Origin of the sequence: Microcoleus sp. N9_A2 (genome assembly GCF_036701775.1) — a bacterium.
In the GTDB taxonomy this organism is placed as follows: Bacteria; Cyanobacteriota; Cyanobacteriia; order Cyanobacteriales; family Microcoleaceae; genus Microcoleus.
This window is the reverse complement of sequence record NZ_JAUBRH010000034.1, coordinates 23,996-42,131: the sequence shown is the minus strand read 5'-3', so window position 1 is coordinate 42,131 and position 18,136 is coordinate 23,996. Positions and strand designations below refer to the sequence as shown.

12 protein-coding genes are annotated in these 18,136 nt (G+C 45.4%); 7 read left to right on the top strand and 5 right to left on the bottom strand.

All coding sequences use genetic code 11. The annotated features are described in order from the left end of the window. Nucleotides 1–2: 2 nt before the first annotated feature. A complete protein-coding gene (locus QUA44_RS19065; RefSeq protein ID WP_333253281.1) occupies nt 3–365 on the bottom strand; it encodes a hypothetical protein in 363 nt (120 codons plus the stop codon). A gap of 112 nt (nt 366–477) precedes the next feature. Here QUA44_RS19065 and QUA44_RS19060 point away from each other — a divergent pair, with 112 nt between their 5' ends. After that, entirely contained in the window at nt 478–612 is a 135-nt protein-coding gene (locus tag QUA44_RS19060; RefSeq protein WP_333309856.1) for a hypothetical protein, read from the top strand. A gap of 308 nt (nt 613–920) precedes the next feature. Here the strand turns inward: QUA44_RS19060 and QUA44_RS19055 are convergent, their stop codons facing one another. Beyond that, nucleotides 921–1,283, bottom strand: coding sequence for a hypothetical protein (locus tag QUA44_RS19055; RefSeq protein ID WP_333253278.1), 363 nt, complete (start codon nt 1,281–1,283; stop codon nt 921–923). 120 nt (nt 1,284–1,403) lie between these two features. On the opposite strand from QUA44_RS19055, the gene QUA44_RS19050 reads away from it, so the two are divergent. Beyond that, a complete protein-coding gene (locus QUA44_RS19050; RefSeq protein WP_333253276.1) occupies nt 1,404–2,201 on the top strand; it encodes a cobalamin biosynthesis protein in 798 nt (265 codons plus the stop codon). A gap of 4 nt (nt 2,202–2,205) precedes the next feature. Here the strand turns inward: QUA44_RS19050 and QUA44_RS19045 are convergent, their stop codons facing one another. Further along, entirely contained in the window at nt 2,206–2,574 is a 369-nt protein-coding gene (locus QUA44_RS19045) for a phage holin family protein (RefSeq protein WP_333253274.1), read from the bottom strand. Nucleotides 2,575–2,683: 109 nt separating this feature from the next. Between QUA44_RS19045 and QUA44_RS19040 the strand changes: the two genes are divergently transcribed. Further along, nucleotides 2,684–3,181 carry a pentapeptide repeat-containing protein gene (locus tag QUA44_RS19040; protein ID WP_333253273.1) on the top strand — a complete coding sequence of 166 codons (498 nt, stop codon included), beginning with the start codon at nt 2,684–2,686 and terminating at the stop codon, nt 3,179–3,181. A gap of 99 nt (nt 3,182–3,280) precedes the next feature. Beyond that, the gene (locus QUA44_RS19035) at nt 3,281–4,114 is read left to right on the top strand and encodes a Uma2 family endonuclease (RefSeq protein WP_333309854.1); all 834 of its coding nucleotides are present in this window, start codon (nt 3,281–3,283) and stop codon (nt 4,112–4,114) included. A 74-nt stretch (nt 4,115–4,188) separates the two neighbouring features. On the opposite strand, the gene QUA44_RS19030 is transcribed toward QUA44_RS19035, so the two are convergent. Then, a complete protein-coding gene (locus QUA44_RS19030; protein ID WP_333253269.1) occupies nt 4,189–6,390 on the bottom strand; it encodes a transglycosylase SLT domain-containing protein in 2,202 nt (733 codons plus the stop codon). 537 nt (nt 6,391–6,927) lie between these two features. Between QUA44_RS19030 and QUA44_RS19025 the strand changes: the two genes are divergently transcribed. The 3 genes from QUA44_RS19025 (at nt 6,928) to QUA44_RS19015 (ending at nt 12,326) form a co-directional block, all read left to right on the top strand. After that, entirely contained in the window at nt 6,928–8,106 is a 1,179-nt protein-coding gene (locus QUA44_RS19025) for a transposase (protein ID WP_333253267.1), read from the top strand. 86 nt (nt 8,107–8,192) lie between these two features. Further along, nucleotides 8,193–9,671: a leucyl aminopeptidase gene (locus tag QUA44_RS19020; protein WP_333253265.1), complete on the top strand. Its 1,479-nt coding sequence runs from the start codon at nt 8,193–8,195 to the stop codon at nt 9,669–9,671. Nucleotides 9,672–10,082: 411 nt separating this feature from the next. Next, complete coding sequence (locus QUA44_RS19015) at nt 10,083–12,326, top strand: PAS domain S-box protein (RefSeq protein WP_333253263.1); 2,244 nt, start codon at nt 10,083–10,085, stop codon at nt 12,324–12,326. Nucleotides 12,327–12,604: 278 nt separating this feature from the next. Here the strand turns inward: QUA44_RS19015 and QUA44_RS19010 are convergent, their stop codons facing one another. Then, nucleotides 12,605–17,980: an AAA family ATPase gene (locus tag QUA44_RS19010; RefSeq protein ID WP_333253261.1), complete on the bottom strand. Its 5,376-nt coding sequence runs from the start codon at nt 17,978–17,980 to the stop codon at nt 12,605–12,607. Nucleotides 17,981–18,136: the final 156 nt, after the last annotated feature.

Here is an 18,136-nt window from a genome sequence, read left to right as displayed (position 1 = left end):
TATTACTCTATAAATTTATACATTTGCTGTACCCAATTCTCTCGATTTTCCTGCCATTCATCCGTCATTACTTCCCAAGTTGTATTGCTTTCAAGTTCCAGCAATAGACTTGATACTTCTTCCAGCGTCGATGCTATATGACCTTCTTTTATCCAACTTTCCCGGATCATTTTCCAGAGACTTTGTACCGCTTCTCGCTGAAAATTTGATTCTAATTCAACTAGCAATTGGGCTAGGTGTTTTTCGTTCATTGTGGCTGACACCTCGCTCATCCAACAGTTGCGACGTTCTTTCCATTCTTCCGTCACTGCGTCCCAGTTTAGGTGGGCTTGAAACTCTAACAGTAATTGGTTTAGTTCTACCATATTAAATTTTGTCTTGTTTGCAGTTTGTGCTATATTTGTACAAATTTTATTGATTTAGACTGGTGGTTTTTTATAATGAGCTATGTGGCTGAGGCTTTATTTGGAAACGGTGATGGAAAAACAAGTTTATCCAAAGATGAATCCGAAGATTGTCGCTCAGGTATTTTTGGGAATGTTTGCAGTCGCGCCATTCAGTCAAAATACGATTATGGAGCCGAATGTTTCTTGGCAGCAAATGCAGGTATAGCAATCCTAAATCATTTGTGTAATTCTTGTAGGGGCAAACCCACCGTGGTTGCCCCATGAGGCAGGGTAGGCACGGGGGCAGGGTAGGCACGGGGGCAGGGTAGGCACGGGGGCAGGGTAGGCACGGGGGCAGGGTAGGCACGGGGGCACTACCCCTACATCTTTTTACGATTCATTTAGGATTGCTATAATGGCTGAAGGACTCGCTGATATTTTTCTGAATGCGGTTTGGCAGAAAGATGCATCATTAGTCATTAGGAAATTTTAGAGCCTGAAAACGCAATATCTACAGGCTCTGACTCCTCGAAACTACTGGTTAAAATTGTGCATTTGCTGTACCCAATTATCGCGATTCTGCTGCCATTCATCAGCCATAGCTTCCGAATTTATATTGGTTTCAAGTTCCAGCAATAAACTTGATACTTCTTGAACAATCGATGCTCCCAGACATTCTTCTACCCAACTTTCCCGGCGCTCTTGCCACTGAATATCCACCGATTCCCACTGCAAGTTAGATTCCAATTCAACTAGCAATTCTGCTAGATATGTCAGGTTAACTGATGCTGCCGCATCGCTAACCCAACTTTCCCGGCGTTCTGTCCATTCTTCTATAAGTCCTTCCCATTTGAGGTTGCTTTCAAGCTCTAACAGTAACTGATTTAGTTCTACCATCTTAAATGTTGGATTTGTTGTAGTTTGCGCTACAATTATACCAAAATTTTCAGTCAACAGAGTGTTAAGTTTTTTTTGAGATTGCGGTTACAGTGAAACTACAGAATAGATAACTGAATAATGAGCGATGAATTTACGTTAGATATGCTAGAGATTCCCAGCGGTTGGAGGCGGGGCGAAGGTGACTGGACAGGAGTGGCGGCGGCTCTTGCTAGAGGGGAAACTGTCGAAGTAATTCAAGAAGTTGGTTCTACTTTGTGGCAAAACAGTCTGCCAGAAAAACATTCTTTGTATTGGGAGGGGGAAATTTTATCAACTATCAAAGCCCGAATTTGGATTAGTTTCACGCAAAGAAGATTCTCACCAACATCTTCAATGCCAAAGGTTCAGTGGCATCCGAGAGTTTTGTGGATAGGGATAGGTTGCGAACGGGGAACAGCGCGAGAATTAATCGAAACTGCGATTCAAAATGTCTGTCGCGGTTATCATTTAGCCGAAAGTGCGATCGCAGGTATTGCTACAATAGACACTAAAGCAGGTGAAGTCGGCTTGCTGGAACTTTGTCAAAGGCGAAACTGGCCGTTAAAAACCTTTGCTGCTGACATTTTAAGCTCCGTAGAAGTCCCCAATCCTTCAAATGTGGCAGCAAAAAAAGTCGGGACGCCCAGCGTAGCAGAAGCTGCTGCACTTTGTGCGATCGAACTGATATCTTCCACAATTCTCAAGAACAGGCAAGATGCCTGTTCCACAAAGAGTGAATCTGCTTGTGGGGTGGGCATTCTGCCCGCCCAGAAAAGGCTTTTAGTCCCTAAACAAATATTTCGCCGCAAAAATCCCCCCCTTTTACAAGGAGGGGTTAAAGTCGGTTCTGCGGTAACAGTGGCGGTTGCAGTTTGTGCGATCGACTATCTGGGATAATGTATTACTGAGCCAAAGTATCGGCATTCACAAATCGACCGATCAACCCAGAAACGAATGACAAAACAATCGAACCAAACAAAGCCGGCCAAAAACCGTTAACCGCAAAGCCGATACTGAACACACCCGCCAACCAGGAAGCTAGAGAAAGCGAGATTGCATTCACAACAAACAAAAACAAACCTAAAGTAATAATAGTCAAAGGCAGAGTCAGCAGTGTAAGGATCGGCCGGACAACCGCGTTCACCAATCCGATAACCACAGCAGCCACCATCGCCGCCGGAAAGCTAACCACTGCGATACCTGGTACAATGTTAGCGGTAATGACTAGCGATACCGCTGCTACTATCCAAGTTAAGAAAAAACTTAGCATATGTTTTTTTTCATCTCCATCACTATTAATTAAGAGTGTAACTGTTTAGTCGATCGACCAAAGTTCGGGATACACTACGAAATACCCACCTTGCAAGAATATCAGACTTATGAAACTCCGGCAACTAGCAGCATTCCTCTTGGCGCTAACTATCTTCATCCTGCCGCGGTCAGCCCAGGCTCAATCTAAATATTACCCTCCTCCCCTCTCCTTTAGCAACGCCGAACTGACAAGACGCGATTTTTCGGGTCAAATGCTGCGAACCGCTGAATTTTCTAACGCTAATATGGACTTAACTAATTTTTCTAATGCCGATTTGCGGGGAGCAATTATGAGCGCTTCGGTGATGACTGAGGCGAATTTGCACGGAGCCAATTTAACTAATGCAATGATAGATCAAGTCAAATTTACTAAGGCCGATTTAAGCGATGCAATTTTAACTGAAACAATTTTGCTGCGTTCTACTTTTGACGGCGCTGATATCACCGGCGCTGACTTTACGGACGCAATTATGGACGGCGCACAAGTTAAAGAATTGTGCACAAAAGCCAGCGGTATTAATTCCCAAACAGGAATTTCTACTCGCGATTCCTTGGGATGCCGCTAATTTATTTGATAATCTCATTTTGTGGAACAGGCTTTCCGGCCTGTTCCGGGCTAGAAGCAACGCCCCATGCCATAGAGTCCTCAAATTATGAGTGCAAATATGATTGAAAAGACTCGTTTTCTCCCTCCGACTGACCCGCCACTTTCGCCCCGGCAAACTCTGCCGACAATGTATGATTTACCAAGCGAAGACCCGGAGGAAGCTGGTTTGCCTGACGAATATCATTGCTACCAGTCGCCTTTATTGCGGCACACCTTTAGGCCTGTTAATGTTGATTTAGATGAGGTTTTTGTTGGTATTGACCTCAACCTTTATTACGATTTGCGACATTCCAATTGGTACAAACGTCCTGATTGGTTTGCTGTTTTGGGCGTACCGAGACTCTACGAAGGCGAAAATCTACGTCTCAGTTACGTGATGTGGCAAGAACAAGTTAGCCCGTTTGTTACAGTTGAATTGCTATCTCCCAGTACGGCAGATGAAGATTTAGGTCGCACAGTTAGCCAAACCGGAAGACCACCGACAAAATGGTATGTTTATGAGCAGATTCTGCGCGTTCCTTACTACGTTGTTTTTAGTGGCACAACAAATGAAATTCTAGGATTTCGCTTGGTGGCTGGTGTTTACGAACAGGCAGAACTTATCGGCGGAGGTTTGCCAATTCCTCAGTTAGGATTGAGTTTGGGTTTGTGGCAGGGAAGTTATGAAAAGATCGATCGCACTTGGTTGCGCTGGTTTACACTCGAAGGGGAGTTAATTCTGACTCCGCAAGAGGAAGCTGAACAACAAACGGCTGAATCTGAACAACAAACGGCTGAAGCTGAACAGCGAGTGGCTGAAGCTGAACAGCGAGCGGCCGAATCTGAACAGCGAGCTCAAAAACTAGCAGCAAAACTCCGCGAGTTAAATATCGATCCCGATGAACTCGATTAGTTAGTAGGGTGCGTCAGCTTTGAACCATCAGTTATCCATCGAATAACGCACTGCTGACGCACCCTACAACTTAACTAAGGCTTGGCTTTTTTCTGAGAAGCCGCATAATGCTCAGTCATTAACTGATTAACTTCAGGATTGTAAATCCGCAGATAATTCCAGTAATTCTCAAACACCGATTTTACGTATCCTTTCGTTTCAGGAAACGGAATCTTTTCCGCAAAAGCATCCGGATCACTAAAACTAAACCTCTTCAACCAATCTGCTACTGCATTCGGCCCGGCATTGTAACTCGCCACAGCTAACATCGAGTTATTCTTGTACTCGTCGTGAGTGTGATCCAAATACCACGTACCGAGTTTAACGTTGTCGTCCACATTCTCCAATGAATACTTTTTAAGGCTGATTTGTGCAGCAACCCAAGCTGCTGTTTCCGGCATTACTTGCATTAAACCAGTGGCGCCAACTGATGATTTGATTGCGGGCATAAACCGCGATTCTTGCCGGATTAATGCTGTTACTAATACTGGATTTATTTTGCGTTCTTGCGACCATTTGACAATAGTTTCTAAGTAAGGAAAAGGATAAAGTGCTTGCCAATAAATCGGTTGCTGTCTGAGTTCTAGGTATTGGGTTCTATCATCTGGTTTATCGCGCTGCCGCAAACTACCAACCATCCACAAACCGTCTAAATTGTCTCCGACTGCAACTCGCATTAAACCGTCGGTAAACTGTTCGGCAATACTTGGTTCTACGCGGTCGATAAATTCTACTTGCCATAGCGTCCAAGCATCTCTATCTTGACCTAATTGATAGAGTTCTTTCAATGCAGGAGAACCGGCGGTTGGTTCGGGGCGCTGAGGGGGTCGCACTACATTGGGAGACAAGTCTCGGACTGTGGTAAAGTCGCCTACGGGCCAGCCGAGAAATACAGCAGATCGCCACGCAAAATATGATTCTGGATAGCGTAAAATAGTGTAGTCAAATGCGGTCTTGGCGTCTTGTTCGCGGCCGAGTTGCTGTGCCCATTTTCCGACCCAAAATGCTGCTTCTGGAGCTTGTTCGCTGTCTGGATTGTGGGTGGTTAATTCTCTCGCCCACTGCCAAGCTGATTTTAAATCTCCGCCTTTGGCAAACTGCTGGGCGATCGTCCACCGCAATTCGCCTGCTTTATCAGAATTATTGTATTTTGTCAAGAGCAACTTGCGGGTATCTGAGGCGGATTGACCACTGCGTGCTTTGTCGAGAAGTTGGGATTTATCTAACAAAGCTTCGGGGGCATAATTGGGAAATTTGCTAATAACTCGATCGAGCAAAACGATTGCTTCTTTCGGTTCGCTCAAGCGCGATAGCCGAATTAAACCCAAACCAGTATCTTCGGCATCGGGAAACTCCCGCACTAATTCTTGATAGGCAATTCTCGATTCCGGGATTTTTCCTTCGAGCCACAAACCGCGAGCTTTTCGGTAAATATTTTTGGCGTTGCGGGGAGCTTTCCCGTAAGCAATAGCTCCTTTGCCGTAATCTTGTTTTTCCCAATAGCCAAAGGCAATTTCTTCCCAATCTTCCGGTTTCAAAGCGGTGCTGTTTCGCTGCACCAGTTGTTCCAAAATTGTCCCGTAGTCTTTGACATAATGACCGTATTTAGCTACTAGCAGCATCAAATCCGGCTGATTGGGATTTTCTTTTAACTTGCTCATGGCAATTTCTACGCTGCGGGGATGAGCGGGAAATTCAGTAATTGCCTGTTGCCAATATTCCGGTTTTGACTTGCCTAAAACATATAAAGCTTCCGCTGCTACGGGGTCGCTCGGATAGTTTTTGAGCAGTTCCTCCCAAGCTTTTTGGGCTTTGCCTTTGTCGCCGCTCAATTGGTAGGCTTCCGCTCTTTTTAAGGCAATGTGAGCAGCTAAAACCGGATATTCTTGCTCTAATTTGTCCAATAAGTTTAATGCTTTGGCGGCATTTCCTTGCTGGATTAAATCGCTGGCAAGCAGGTAGCGGGCGCGGCTTTGAGGGGAGATTTGCTGCTGCGGGTTTGTACTTGCAGACTGAGTAGCTGCGAGTTGAACTAATTTCGCCGATCGCTCGCTCGGTGACAGCGACACCAGCATCTTGACTTGCGATTCGGAATTCGCTGCCTCTAGGGGCTGCTCGGCCTTCTGGAATGAGCCCAAACCCATCCATTTCATCGCAGCAACCAAAGAGCCGATCGCAATAACGCAAACTGAAACGCTGATTAAAACAGAAAATCGGGCCCGGCGTCGTTTTAGCATGGGAAAATTTAAGAGAATAAGAATAGATAATCGATCGTTTGTCAAGAGCCATAACAGGCAGGATGCCTGTTCCACGCCATAACAGGCAAGATGCCTGTTCCACGCCATAACAGGCAGGATGCCTGTTCCACGCCATAACAGGCAGGATGCCTGTTCCACGCCATAACAGGCAGGATGCCTGTTCCACGAGAAATAAATGTTAACAGTGGGGCGGGCACGAGTGGGCCGGCCCTCAAACAGATTATTGAGATTGGTGCGAGATCCGAAAAGCAGGCGGACTTGGCTGATATAGTAGCAGAATTTATTTAGATGCGGAGCGGGGAATTTGTGCGATCGATCTATTTGCCCGCACCTGCGAAAAAACGACAAACCACTAACTACCAAAACTTATGCTTAGAGCCTCCGTGCTGGGGCCGACGGAGGAAAGCTAACAACAGGCTGTCTTCCCGCAGTATGGGTCGGATCTTTAACCATTCTTCATATCCTACGACTATTTGCAGGATACAATTAACAGGTCAAGTTAAGGTCGTTCTTAATATGGCTCAACTAACACTAACGTTAAAGCTTCCGTTTCACAGGTTGAATGCCTGCAAAGCACTTGAATTTGAGCGGCTCACCGCCGTCAATACGGCTGTTGCAAATGATTTGCTGGCAGTTGACAACAAGGATCGTAAAAAGCTGACGAGTGCCGCGTTTAGACATATTGAGATTGGATCGATGTGGATCAATCAAACCATTCGGAACACCCATGCAAAAACTAAGGTGAAGCACTTTAAGCAAATGTGGCTTGAAGTGAACAACCAAGGTTATGAGGTTGTCAAGTCTGGCAATTTATTCACTGTCTCTTTCAGTCTCTATCGAGGGCGGAAAGGAAGAATTCCTCTTGATGTTCATGCCGCCTCGCATACCGAAGTTTTGGATAAAGCGATCGAAGGTTCTGCCAAATTAGGCAGTCTGAAGCTATGCAAGTCCAAAAAAGGTGTTTGGTATGCACTCATTTCTGTATCGATGGAAGTTCCCGATGCAGGTGATGTTAAAGGTTGGATTGGAGTCGATCGAGGACAAAACAATATTGCAGTCGCAGCACTGCCCAACTCCTTCGGCAAGTTCTGGAATGGTCGCAAAGTTAAAGCCGCCCGACGACGGTTTCAGAAAACCCGTAAGGTTCTCCAAGAAGCGAAAAAGCTGAAAAAGGTTAAGCAGCTAGAATCGCGTGAGCGTCGCATCATGACGCAGATCAATCACGAGATTTCTAGGCAGTTGGTTCAGTTTGCTTCATACTTCGGAATGGGATTGCGGTTTGAGGATCTTTCTGAAATCAGAAGTACCTCAAAGCAACGCAAGAAAACCAAATCGGATGCAGCTCAGAACCGAGATGCTTGGGCGTTCTATCAGCTTGAAATCTTCACCCGCTATAAAGCGATTCGTGCAGGTGTTCCCGTTGAGTCGGTGCCGGCACCCTATACCAGTAAATCGGATCATCGAAATGGTGTTATCGGCAAACGAGTCAAGCACCAATTCAAAGGATTTGATGGGTATCGCTGTAACGCGGACTGGAACGCTTCGCAAAATATTGGGCAGTGGGTAGGATTTGCGTGTCCTTTGAATCTTCAGAAAGCGGTGTCTGCAATGGAAATCGTTGATTCAGAGGATGGGGTCAATGACAGTCCCTTAACTGGTGATGCGTCTTTGACGACGGCTTCAGCCTCGTCTTAGACAACCGCTAGAATCCCTCGCGCTTGGGCCGGGGGGGTGTCAAAAAGTACAATCTAAAGTCTAAAATCTCAACTCTAAATCAAAACATGGAATTTCTAGTCACCGATACGCCCCGCTCTGTTTGGACGGGAGACGCCCTGGCAATTGGTCTGTTTGAGGACGCCCTGGAACTCACCGGCGACTTGGCACAATTAGATGAAAAGCTTGCAGGCACATTGAAAGAGCTGTTACTGGAAGTAGATTTTAAGGGCAAAGCGGGCACGAGCGCGATCGCCCGCGTCGGCGGCAATAATCCCATTCGCAAAATTGCGATCGTCGGTTTGGGCAAAACAGAGGACTTAAAATTAGACACCGTGCGGCAAGCAGCAGGCGTTTGCGCCAAGTTAGCCAAAAAAGAGAAATGCAAAACCCTCGGAATTAGCTTTCCTGTATGGAAAAGCGCGCCGGATTCTACAGCAAGCGCGATCGCCGAAGGTGTAGAACTCTCCTTGAATCAAGACAACCGTTTCAAATCGGAACATGAAGACAAAAGCCCGCAAGTCGAACAAATTCATTTGCTCGGTTTTGCCGGTACCGAAAGTGCGATCGCCCGCGCCCGCCAAATCACTGCCGGAGTCATTTTAGCACGGGAATTAGTCGCAGCGCCGGCAAATTTTGTCACCCCGATTACCATGGCAGAAACTGCTCAAAGTCTGGCTGCCGAATGCGGTTTAGAATTAGAAATATTGGAGCGGGAAGACTGTGAAAAACTAGGGATGGGAGCCTTTCTCGGCGTAGCCCTAGCATCTGATTTACCACCGAAATTTATCCACTTAACTTACAAACCCGAAGGCACACCGCGCCGCAAAATAGCAATCGTGGGCAAAGGATTGACCTTTGATTCTGGCGGTTTGAACATCAAAGGTGCGGGCAGTGGCATTGAAATGATGAAAGTAGATATGGGCGGCGCTGCGGCTACTTTGGGAGCGGCAAAGGCGATCGGGCACATCAAACCCGATGTGGAAGTTCACTTTATCAGCGCCGTCACTGAAAACATGATTAGCGGCCGCGCCATGCGCCCTGGAGACATCCTTACAGCTTCCAACGGCAAAACAATTGAAGTCAACAATACTGACGCTGAAGGGCGTTTAACCCTGGCTGATGCTTTGGTATTTGCTGATAAATTGGGAGTTGACGCGATTGTCGATTTAGCAACTCTAACCGGGGCCTGCGTAATTGCTTTAGGCGACGACATCGCGGGTTTGTGGAGTCCTCAAGATAGCGTCGCCGCCGAAATAGTCGCAGCCTCAGAATTGGCCGGCGAAAAATTTTGGCGGATGCCGATGGAAGAAAAATATTTTGAGGGCTTGAAAGCATTGCACGCCGATATGAAAAATACTGGCCCACGTCCCGGCGGTTCGATTACGGCGGCGCTATTTTTGAAGCAGTTTGTCAAGGATACTGCTTGGGCGCATTTAGATATTGCCGGCACGGTTTGGAGTGACAAAGAAAATGGCTACAATGGCCCTGGGGCTACCGGTTTTGGAGTTCGGACTTTGGTGCATTGGGTGCTGGGCGGTGCTTAATTGTGGATTTCCAGCGGAAAAATTGAGATTTTCTCTGCCTTAAAAGTCTGCTAGTCCATCAGTGAGCCAGCGGTTAAAAACCCCTGGCTCACTGCTTAAGTAATCTAAAAGAAAATTTAATAGTGATCATTAACAATTTAAATGTTTCTGAATCAATAGGTAGGCTAACCTCTGTATTCCGTCACAGGGAGCAACGTAAGCGTTGCTAGCCGTGAGGCTCACCATTGCTCATACTTGGGAAAAGCTTCGTTCCCAGCACCCAACCTCGACAGTTTTGACATTTCCTGAAAAAATAGCTGTTTCATAAAAATGAAAAAAGTATATAATTATGTAAATATTTCACTAGCCGAAATCAAATAATTAGATTTGAGCGGATTTGCATTGGTACAGATAATTTTTTTCTTGAACTTTATGCAAGAACAATTAACAATTTTTTTTTCCACACTTGCTGTATCTTCTACACTCGCCTGCAACGTCGTGCCGGAGTTGCGATTGTACGCTGTTTTTGACTCGCTGACAGCACTGGCTTATTGCTCGATCGCCCTATCTTTAGTTTATTTTACCCGCCAAGGTTCTCACCGCAAGATTTTCCGGGTGTTTGCCCTTGTTTTTTTTGCCTGGGGCGCGGCTAAATTGACGGAAGTTTGGACGCTTTGGCATTCCATATATTGGCTGTCGGTAACTCTCAAAGCTGCAAGTGCTTTGATTTCTTGGCTTTTAGCCGCAACCGCCCTCGCCCTGATGCCCAAAGCACTTGCCGAGTCTGGTTTAAATCAAAAAGAAAAATTTCAACAACAGTCGTTAAAACAGGTAGAACAAAATCAGCACCAGCATGATATCGATAAAGGAGAATTGGCAAAACAAGCGCTCAATTTTTATCCTTCGGATACTATTGTCGATCGCACTTTAGCTCTCAATTCGCTTAACGAACAGTTAGAAAAAGAAATTGCCGATCGCCACCGAGTTGAGGAAAAGTTGCAACTGACTCAATTTGCGATCGACCGATCGGCAGATGCGATATTCTGGATCGGGCCCGACGGTAAATTTTTGTACGTCAACGACGCTGCTTGCACTTCATTGGGATATGCTGCTGCAGAATTGCTCTCAATGACCGTGCACGACATCAATCCAGATTTTCCCCAAACTGCTTGGAGTTTGCACTGGAAAGTCTTAAAACGCTGCGGTTCGGTTAATATTGAAGTTCACCACCTCACTAAGTACGGTCGCATTTTTCCGGTAGAAATTACGATCAACCATTTGGAATTTAACGGCAAAGAATATCAGTGCGCGTTTGCTCGTGACATTAGCGAACGCAAGCGGATTGAGGCAGCTTTGCGAGAAAGGGAAGAAGAATTTAGATCATTAGTTTCTAGCATTCCCGGTGCGGTTTACCGGTGCAGTGCTGCTGGGCGATCGAGGGTAACTTTTATCAGCAGCGGCATAGAAGCTATTTCCGGCTATCCCGCAGCTAATTTTATGGTTCAACCGGTGCAGGCTTTTCCTAGTATAGTTCATCCCGATGACGCCCAGCAGATCGAGACAATTATCGATCGGGCTATTAAGACAAAACAACCTTACATCATCGAATATCGCCTGATGCACTGCGACGGAAATGTGCGGTGGGTTGCAGAGAAAGGTCAAGCCCTTTTCAACGCAGACGGTGAAGTTTTATCCCTCAACGGCGCCATTTTTGATATGACAGAGCGCAAAGCAGCGGAGGATGCTTTGCGGCTCTCCGAGGCGATCGCCAACAACAGAGCCCAGCAGCTAGAAATCGCTCTCAAAGAACTTCGAGAAACTCAAGCTCACCTAATTCATACCGAAAAAATGTCAAGTCTCGGTCAAATGGTAGCTGGAGTAGCTCACGAAATTAATAACCCTGTCAGTTTTATCTACGGCAATATTTCCTACGCCAGCCAATATATCCGAGACTTGTTGCAGCTTGTGGAACTTTATCAAAAACACTATCCTCAGCCCGTGGTAGAAGTTCAAGAATGTATTGAAAATATCGATTTAGAATTTCTAAGAGAAGATTTACTAAAAATATTATCTTCGATGAAAATGGGAGCAGATCGCATTCGCGAAATAGTTCTGAGCTTACGAAATTTCTCGCGTTTAGACGACTCGGCAAAAAAACCTACTAACCTTCACGAAGGCATAGATAATACGCTCTTAATATTGCACAACAAACTGCGAGCCAGAGGCGACTATCCCGAAATTAAAATAATCAAAAACTATGGTAAAATCCCTTTGATTCAATGTTATGCAGGTCAGCTAAATCAGGTATTTATGAACCTGCTTAGCAACAGTATTGACGCCTTGGAAGATGCTTATAACCAAAAAAGGCGATCCTCTCCGATGGATTCGCTAACAGCAGCCGACGGCGACGATTGGAAACCAACTATTAGCATTCGCACAGAAGCCCTAAACGAAAATAGTATTTGCATCCGCATTGCCGATAATGCGATCGGCATGACAGAAGACGTGCGGAGCCGATTATTTGACCCGTTTTTCACAACCAAACCGATGGGAAAAGGCACTGGTTTGGGGTTAGCCATCAGTTACCGAATTGTCGCGGAAAAACACGCCGGAGCCTTGAGCTGCCGTTCCACCGTAGGAGAAGGTACGGAATTTGCGATCGAGATTCCTTTATGAATTAGTCCGAGGGAAGTATCAAAAATTTGGCAGAAGTCATCGCTCACTATAAATTATCAAGTGGGGTGTAAAAAAATTTCAATTTTTAAGAAAAATCCAAAAATTGGCTATAAATCAATACGGTTCACTTAACATATTTATGCCCCGGAGATCCCCCTAAATCCCCCGAAAGCAAGGGGGACGCAAGAGGGCATTCTTGTCCCCCCCTTTTGAAGGGGTGTGCCAGGGAGATCTGTCTTAAGTGAACCGTATTGGGCTATAAATTACCAAGGTAACAATCAACATGGAATTGAAATCGTAAATTCTGTACCTCGACCTAAAGTTGAACTCACTTCTACCATACCAGAGTGTTTCTCAACTACAATCTGCCGTGCGATCGCCAAACCCAATCCCGTGCCTTTACCAACACCTTTAGTTGTAAATAAGTGGTCAAAAATATGACCTTTTATCTCATCTGATATCCCTAGCCCGTTGTCAGAAATGCGAATCGTCACCCACTCCTGAGACTTCATTTCGGTGCGAATCTTGATGCAATTGGCTGGGGCTTTAATCTTCTTTAAACTCCGTTCCAGATTTGATTCTTCCAGTGCATCAATGGCATTGGCCAATATATTCATAAACACCTGATTTAATTGTCCGGGGAAGCAATCCACTGAGGGCAAGTTCCCGTACTCTTTCACTACTTGAATAGCTGGACGCTGTTCGTTGGCTTTCAATCGGTGTTTGAGAATCAAGATCGTACTGTTAATTCCGTCATGAATATTGAAAGGAATTTTGTAGTCTTTGTCGGCTCTGGAAAAGGTACGAAGACTGGTGCTGATACCTTGGATGCGATCGCACCCGACTTGCATAGAATTCAACATTTTGGGTAAATCTTCTAAGAGATATTCAATGTCCATCTCTTCTGCTTTTTCTTCGATTTCGTCACCCGGACTGGAAAATTTTTCTTGGTAGAGTTGCAGGTATTCTGTAATATCTTTGACGGCGGCGATCGCTTCATGAATATTACCAGAAATAAATCCGACTGGATTATTAATTTCATGGGCTACCCCCGCTACTAAATTGCCCAAGGCGGACATTTTTTCGCTCTGTACTAATTGCAGTTGTGATTGTTCCACCTGGTAGGCATAGTCTTGGGCTTGCTGATACAATCGCGCATTTTCTAGGGAAATGGCAGCCTGAGTGCAGAGGAAGTTGAGGACGAGGAGGCGATCGCGAGTAAACACTCCTTTTGTCGATCGATGTTCCAGATAAAGTATGCCAACTAAATTCCCGCGATCGAGAATCGGAGTACATAGCATACTCTGATAGTGATACTGGAGCGCACAGTCATTCATCAAACCGGGAATATCGGTTTTGCCGCCTTCAATAACCACAGTTTCCAGGGTGTGTTTGACATAATAAACCAGCTTGAGCGGAATCACTGCCGAGCCATCTAGAGGCTGGGTTTGCAGTAAGGTTGTGGGTGGCTGGTTATCTAGATTGATGTGAGTTATTGCCCGGATTTGCCATTCATCCTGATGGGGAAGTAGCAAAGCACAAGTTTCGGCCCCAGAAGTTTTCAAAATAATTTGATTGAGGGTGTCGAGTAATTCATCAAGCTGAATTTTACTGGATAAAGCTTGAGCGGCTTGCACAATCGAGGCGAAATCAAGGGCATCGGAAATACTGGTGCTGCTATTACTGGAAGTGTGCGAAGAGTGGCTAATCGTTGCCAGCGTCTCTAGAGGATTAAAGCGAAGTTTGGGCTGATTCAGGATAGGCTGAAGTAATTGGGGATAGCGTTGTTCTAGGTGTTCAACTTTGGCTTTAGCTCCCCAACGGGCATAACAGTAATACGCTTCCTGCATATAGCCTGCGGCAACTTTTTCTTTGCCCCAGTCCAAGTAGAACTTGGCGGCGAGTTCGTTGGCTAATGCTTCTTCGTTGAGGAATTGATTTTCTTTAGCTAGTTTGATGGCGCGATCGTACAAATCTATTGCCTCAGCTTTATTGCCCCAAACCCGTTGCCGCTCAGCCTCAACTAAATACCATTTATGCAAATGATTCATCGGAGCATTTTGCGCCCACTGTTGCAGAGTAGTTTGATGGGTTTCCACAAGGGCGAGAACTTCAGCTTGCTCGGTTTCGGGCTGTGTGGAGAAGAGCGCCAGGTGCGTCAGAGCTGCATAGAAATGGAAAACGGGAATATGAACCAATCCCGATAATGCCATTAAATACGGCTTGGCTTGGCAAATATGGTTTAAGGCAGCCGGATAATTGCCCCATGAGTAGGCAAGCAGCAGTTTATAAATGTAGACAAGAGCGATCGCACTGAGTTCATTATCCTGATAGTGCTTAGGAAGCATCACGGTTTCATCGTAGGCCGGGCCCATTAAGCAATCCGGTTGACTAACGGCTTCAGTCAAGTTCAGTACCGTCTGCTGCTTCATATCCAAATAAGCTAGAGGAGTATATTGTTTTGCCTGAGCCAAGGCAGTGCTATAACCTGCTATTTCCGGTTCCCAAGTGTCGAGTTCTACCCCACTGAAAAAGTTGGCGTAGAAATAATCCAATATACTGAAGCCAGCGCTAAGAAAATCCCCAGTTTCCATACCCGCCGTATATCCAGCTTTCAACACCGGTATCGTTGCCCTTACGGCTTCTTGGTGATGCTGAACAAAGCTTCCAAATAAATTGGCAATTACGGATTTAAATTCCTGTACATTGAACTGGTCAAATAATGAGATCGCCAATTTGCCAAAACCATAGCCTGTTTTTGCATCTCCGAAAAAGGCACACAGCACCATCCCATGAATTACATACCCTACCGTCGATGCGGATGTATTCCCAAACGAGAGCGATAAACTCACCATAGCGGAGCTAAGTAGGGGCAGCAAACCTGGTATTCCAATAAAAATAGGTGAAAACAACATTGCCATCACTTCCATTGCTGCCTTAGCCTTAGCATCGGTCATTACTGGCAAATTAGCTAGTTCTTCAATCCGTCTGTCTTGGAGTTGGGTACCCAAGCCTTGTAGTGCTTTACCGATCGAGGCTTCGTCAGGTTCAGTGGGGAGTTCAACTCCTAATTGTCTTAGCGCGTTTCTCCCCACTGCGATCGCTTCTAATATTTTGCCCTGAGCTGTCTGTGCAGTGATTGAAATTTGGTAAATTTTAACTTTGTCTAAAATCGACTGAGCTTTTTGCAACACCAGTCCTGCCATTTTTTCCATATTGTCAAAGTCAGCATTCAAATAAGCAGCTTCGGTAGCAGCAACATAGAGGTTTAGAGTCAATTCATACTGACTTTGCCAGCAGTTAGCTGTCAGTAACTCAATCCCTGTTTGTACATAGATTCTTGCGGCAGCATAAGCTGTAGAACTTCTGGCTTTCTGTGCCGCTTTAAAGTTTAGTTGAGCTAATGCTTCTCGTTCGCTATGTTGGGTAATTAACTCTTCTCCTTGGTTCAAATGCCTGACAATATTAAAGAGTTTTTCCTCTTGCTCTATTTCTGATAAATTTTGCTGGAGTAACTGTCCGATTTTGAGATGAGTTGCTTTTTTATCTGAATCGGGAATGAGTGAATAGGCGGCTTGTTGGACGCGATCGTGCAAGAAACGATAGGCAACGGTTTGAGAAGTTGCTTCAGAAATCGCCTGTTCTGCGCCTACATAAAATTTATAAACTTCACTTTGGGGAATAATCAGCTCTTCCTGTAAAGCTTTCCACAATGCCGTTGCGGTTTCAGTCTCAGAACTCTCTGAAACAATTGCCAATGTTGCCAGATCGAACTGGTTGCCAATGCAAGCGGCTAATTTTAAAACATCCTGAGTTTCTCTGGGCAACTTCTGCAACTGCTGCGCCATAAATTCCACTACATTATCGGTCAGTGCTGCCTCTCGAACTTTGCTAATATCGCACTGCCAATGTCCCGCTTTGATATCAAAACTAATCAATTCATCCTGATGCAAGGCTTTCAGAAACTGCGTCGAAAAAAATGGGTTGCCTTGAGTTTTTTGATATACCAATTCGGTCAGCGGTTGTGCCAAGTTAGGAGAACAAACTAGCGTATCCGCTACCAATTGATTCAAACTGATTTTGTCGAGCGGTGCTAATGTAATGGTGTTGAGCGCTGTTCCTGCCTTACTAACTTCATCTAGGGTCAACATCAGGGGATGGGTTGGTGAGACTTCATTATCCCGATAGGCTCCCAGCAGCAACAGATAACCTAATTGCGACTCATTAACAAGCAATTGCATTAACTTCAGCGATGCCGAATCCGCCCATTGTAAGTCATCCAAAAACATCACCAAGGGATGCTCTTTTGTCGTAAAGACAGAAATGAATTTGTGGAAGAGCAAATTAAAGAGATTTTGAGCCGCAATCCCCGATAATTCTGGGGCGGGAGGTTGTTGTCCAATAATCCGTTCTAGTTCGGGAATAACTTCAATAATGACTTGTCCGTTGTCACTGAGTGCTTCGAGAATTTTGGTTTTCCATTCTTGGATTTTGGCATCACTTTCACTGAGTAACTGTGCCATAAAATCCCGGAATGCCTGGACAAATGCCGAGAATGGAATGTTGCGGTTGAACTGGTCGAATTTGCCTTTGATGAAATAGCCCCGTTGCCGGACAATGGGTTTATGCACCTCGTTGACGACTGCCGTTTTACCAATCCCGGAGAACCCAGCGACCAGCATTAATTCTGATGTGCCCTTCGCCACGCGATCGAAAGCACTCAACAGGGTTTGGACTTCAGTTTCTCGACCATAAAGCTTTTCAGGAATCAGGAAGCGATCGCATACATCCCGCGTTCCTAACTCAAAAGTCTCAATGTTCCCAGTTGCTTGCCACTGCTGCAAACATCGTTCTAAGTCATTCTTCAAGCCCAAGGCACTTTGATAGCGCTTTTCGGCATTTTTTGCCATCAACTTCATCACCATATCCGACACTACCTGTGGGATTTCTTGGCTGTTAATTGAAGGAGGTTTTTTGGCAATATGGCAGTGAAGCAACTCCATCGGATCGTCACATTCAAATGGCAGTTTTCCTGTTAGCAGTTCGTAAAATGTGGCTCCTAGAGAATAAAAGTCGGTGCGGTAGTCAATACCTCGGTTCATTCGTCCGGTTTGTTCGGGAGAAATATAGGCGAGGGTTCCTTCTAAAACGTTGGGATTTTGAATTTCTTGAGTTTCTCTCGGCAGTAGGGAGGCGATGCTAAAGTCTATGAGTTTAATTTGTTTAGTGTCGGGATGTATGAGGACGTTAGCTGGCTTGATATCTTTATGAATAACTCGGTTTCGGTACAGTCCGTCAAGAATGTCAGTTATTTGAATGGCAATTTCCAATATTTCTGCTAGAGTCAGCTTACGTTCTTGGGCGTAGTCTCGCAGAGAAATGCCGCCAAAATCCTCCATTACTAGGGCATAGCTGTGGCGATAGGACTCCAAATTGTAGGGTTCAACGACTCCAGGCAGACGTAGATTTTTGGCGATGGTGTACTGGTTGCGGAATTGCAGCAGTTCGCTGAAGCTGGGATAGTTTCGATTTAATAGTTTAATGACAACCGGAAGCCGATCTGTTTCTCGGATGGCTCGATAAACTAGGGTTCTCGAACCGTAGTATAATTGCTCAACCAGATGATATCCAGAAATTCGGTTCGTCAAATCCACTGCTGCACTCCTCTGGATTATTCCATCTTAGACATTGACTCTTGTAACTAAGTATACACTTTTATTGGTCGAGTCTGAGGAAAATAGAACTGCGAAATCCCCAGGCGACAGACTCTACCGCTTTTATGATTTTTTACTTTTGAAGAGAAAGATGGC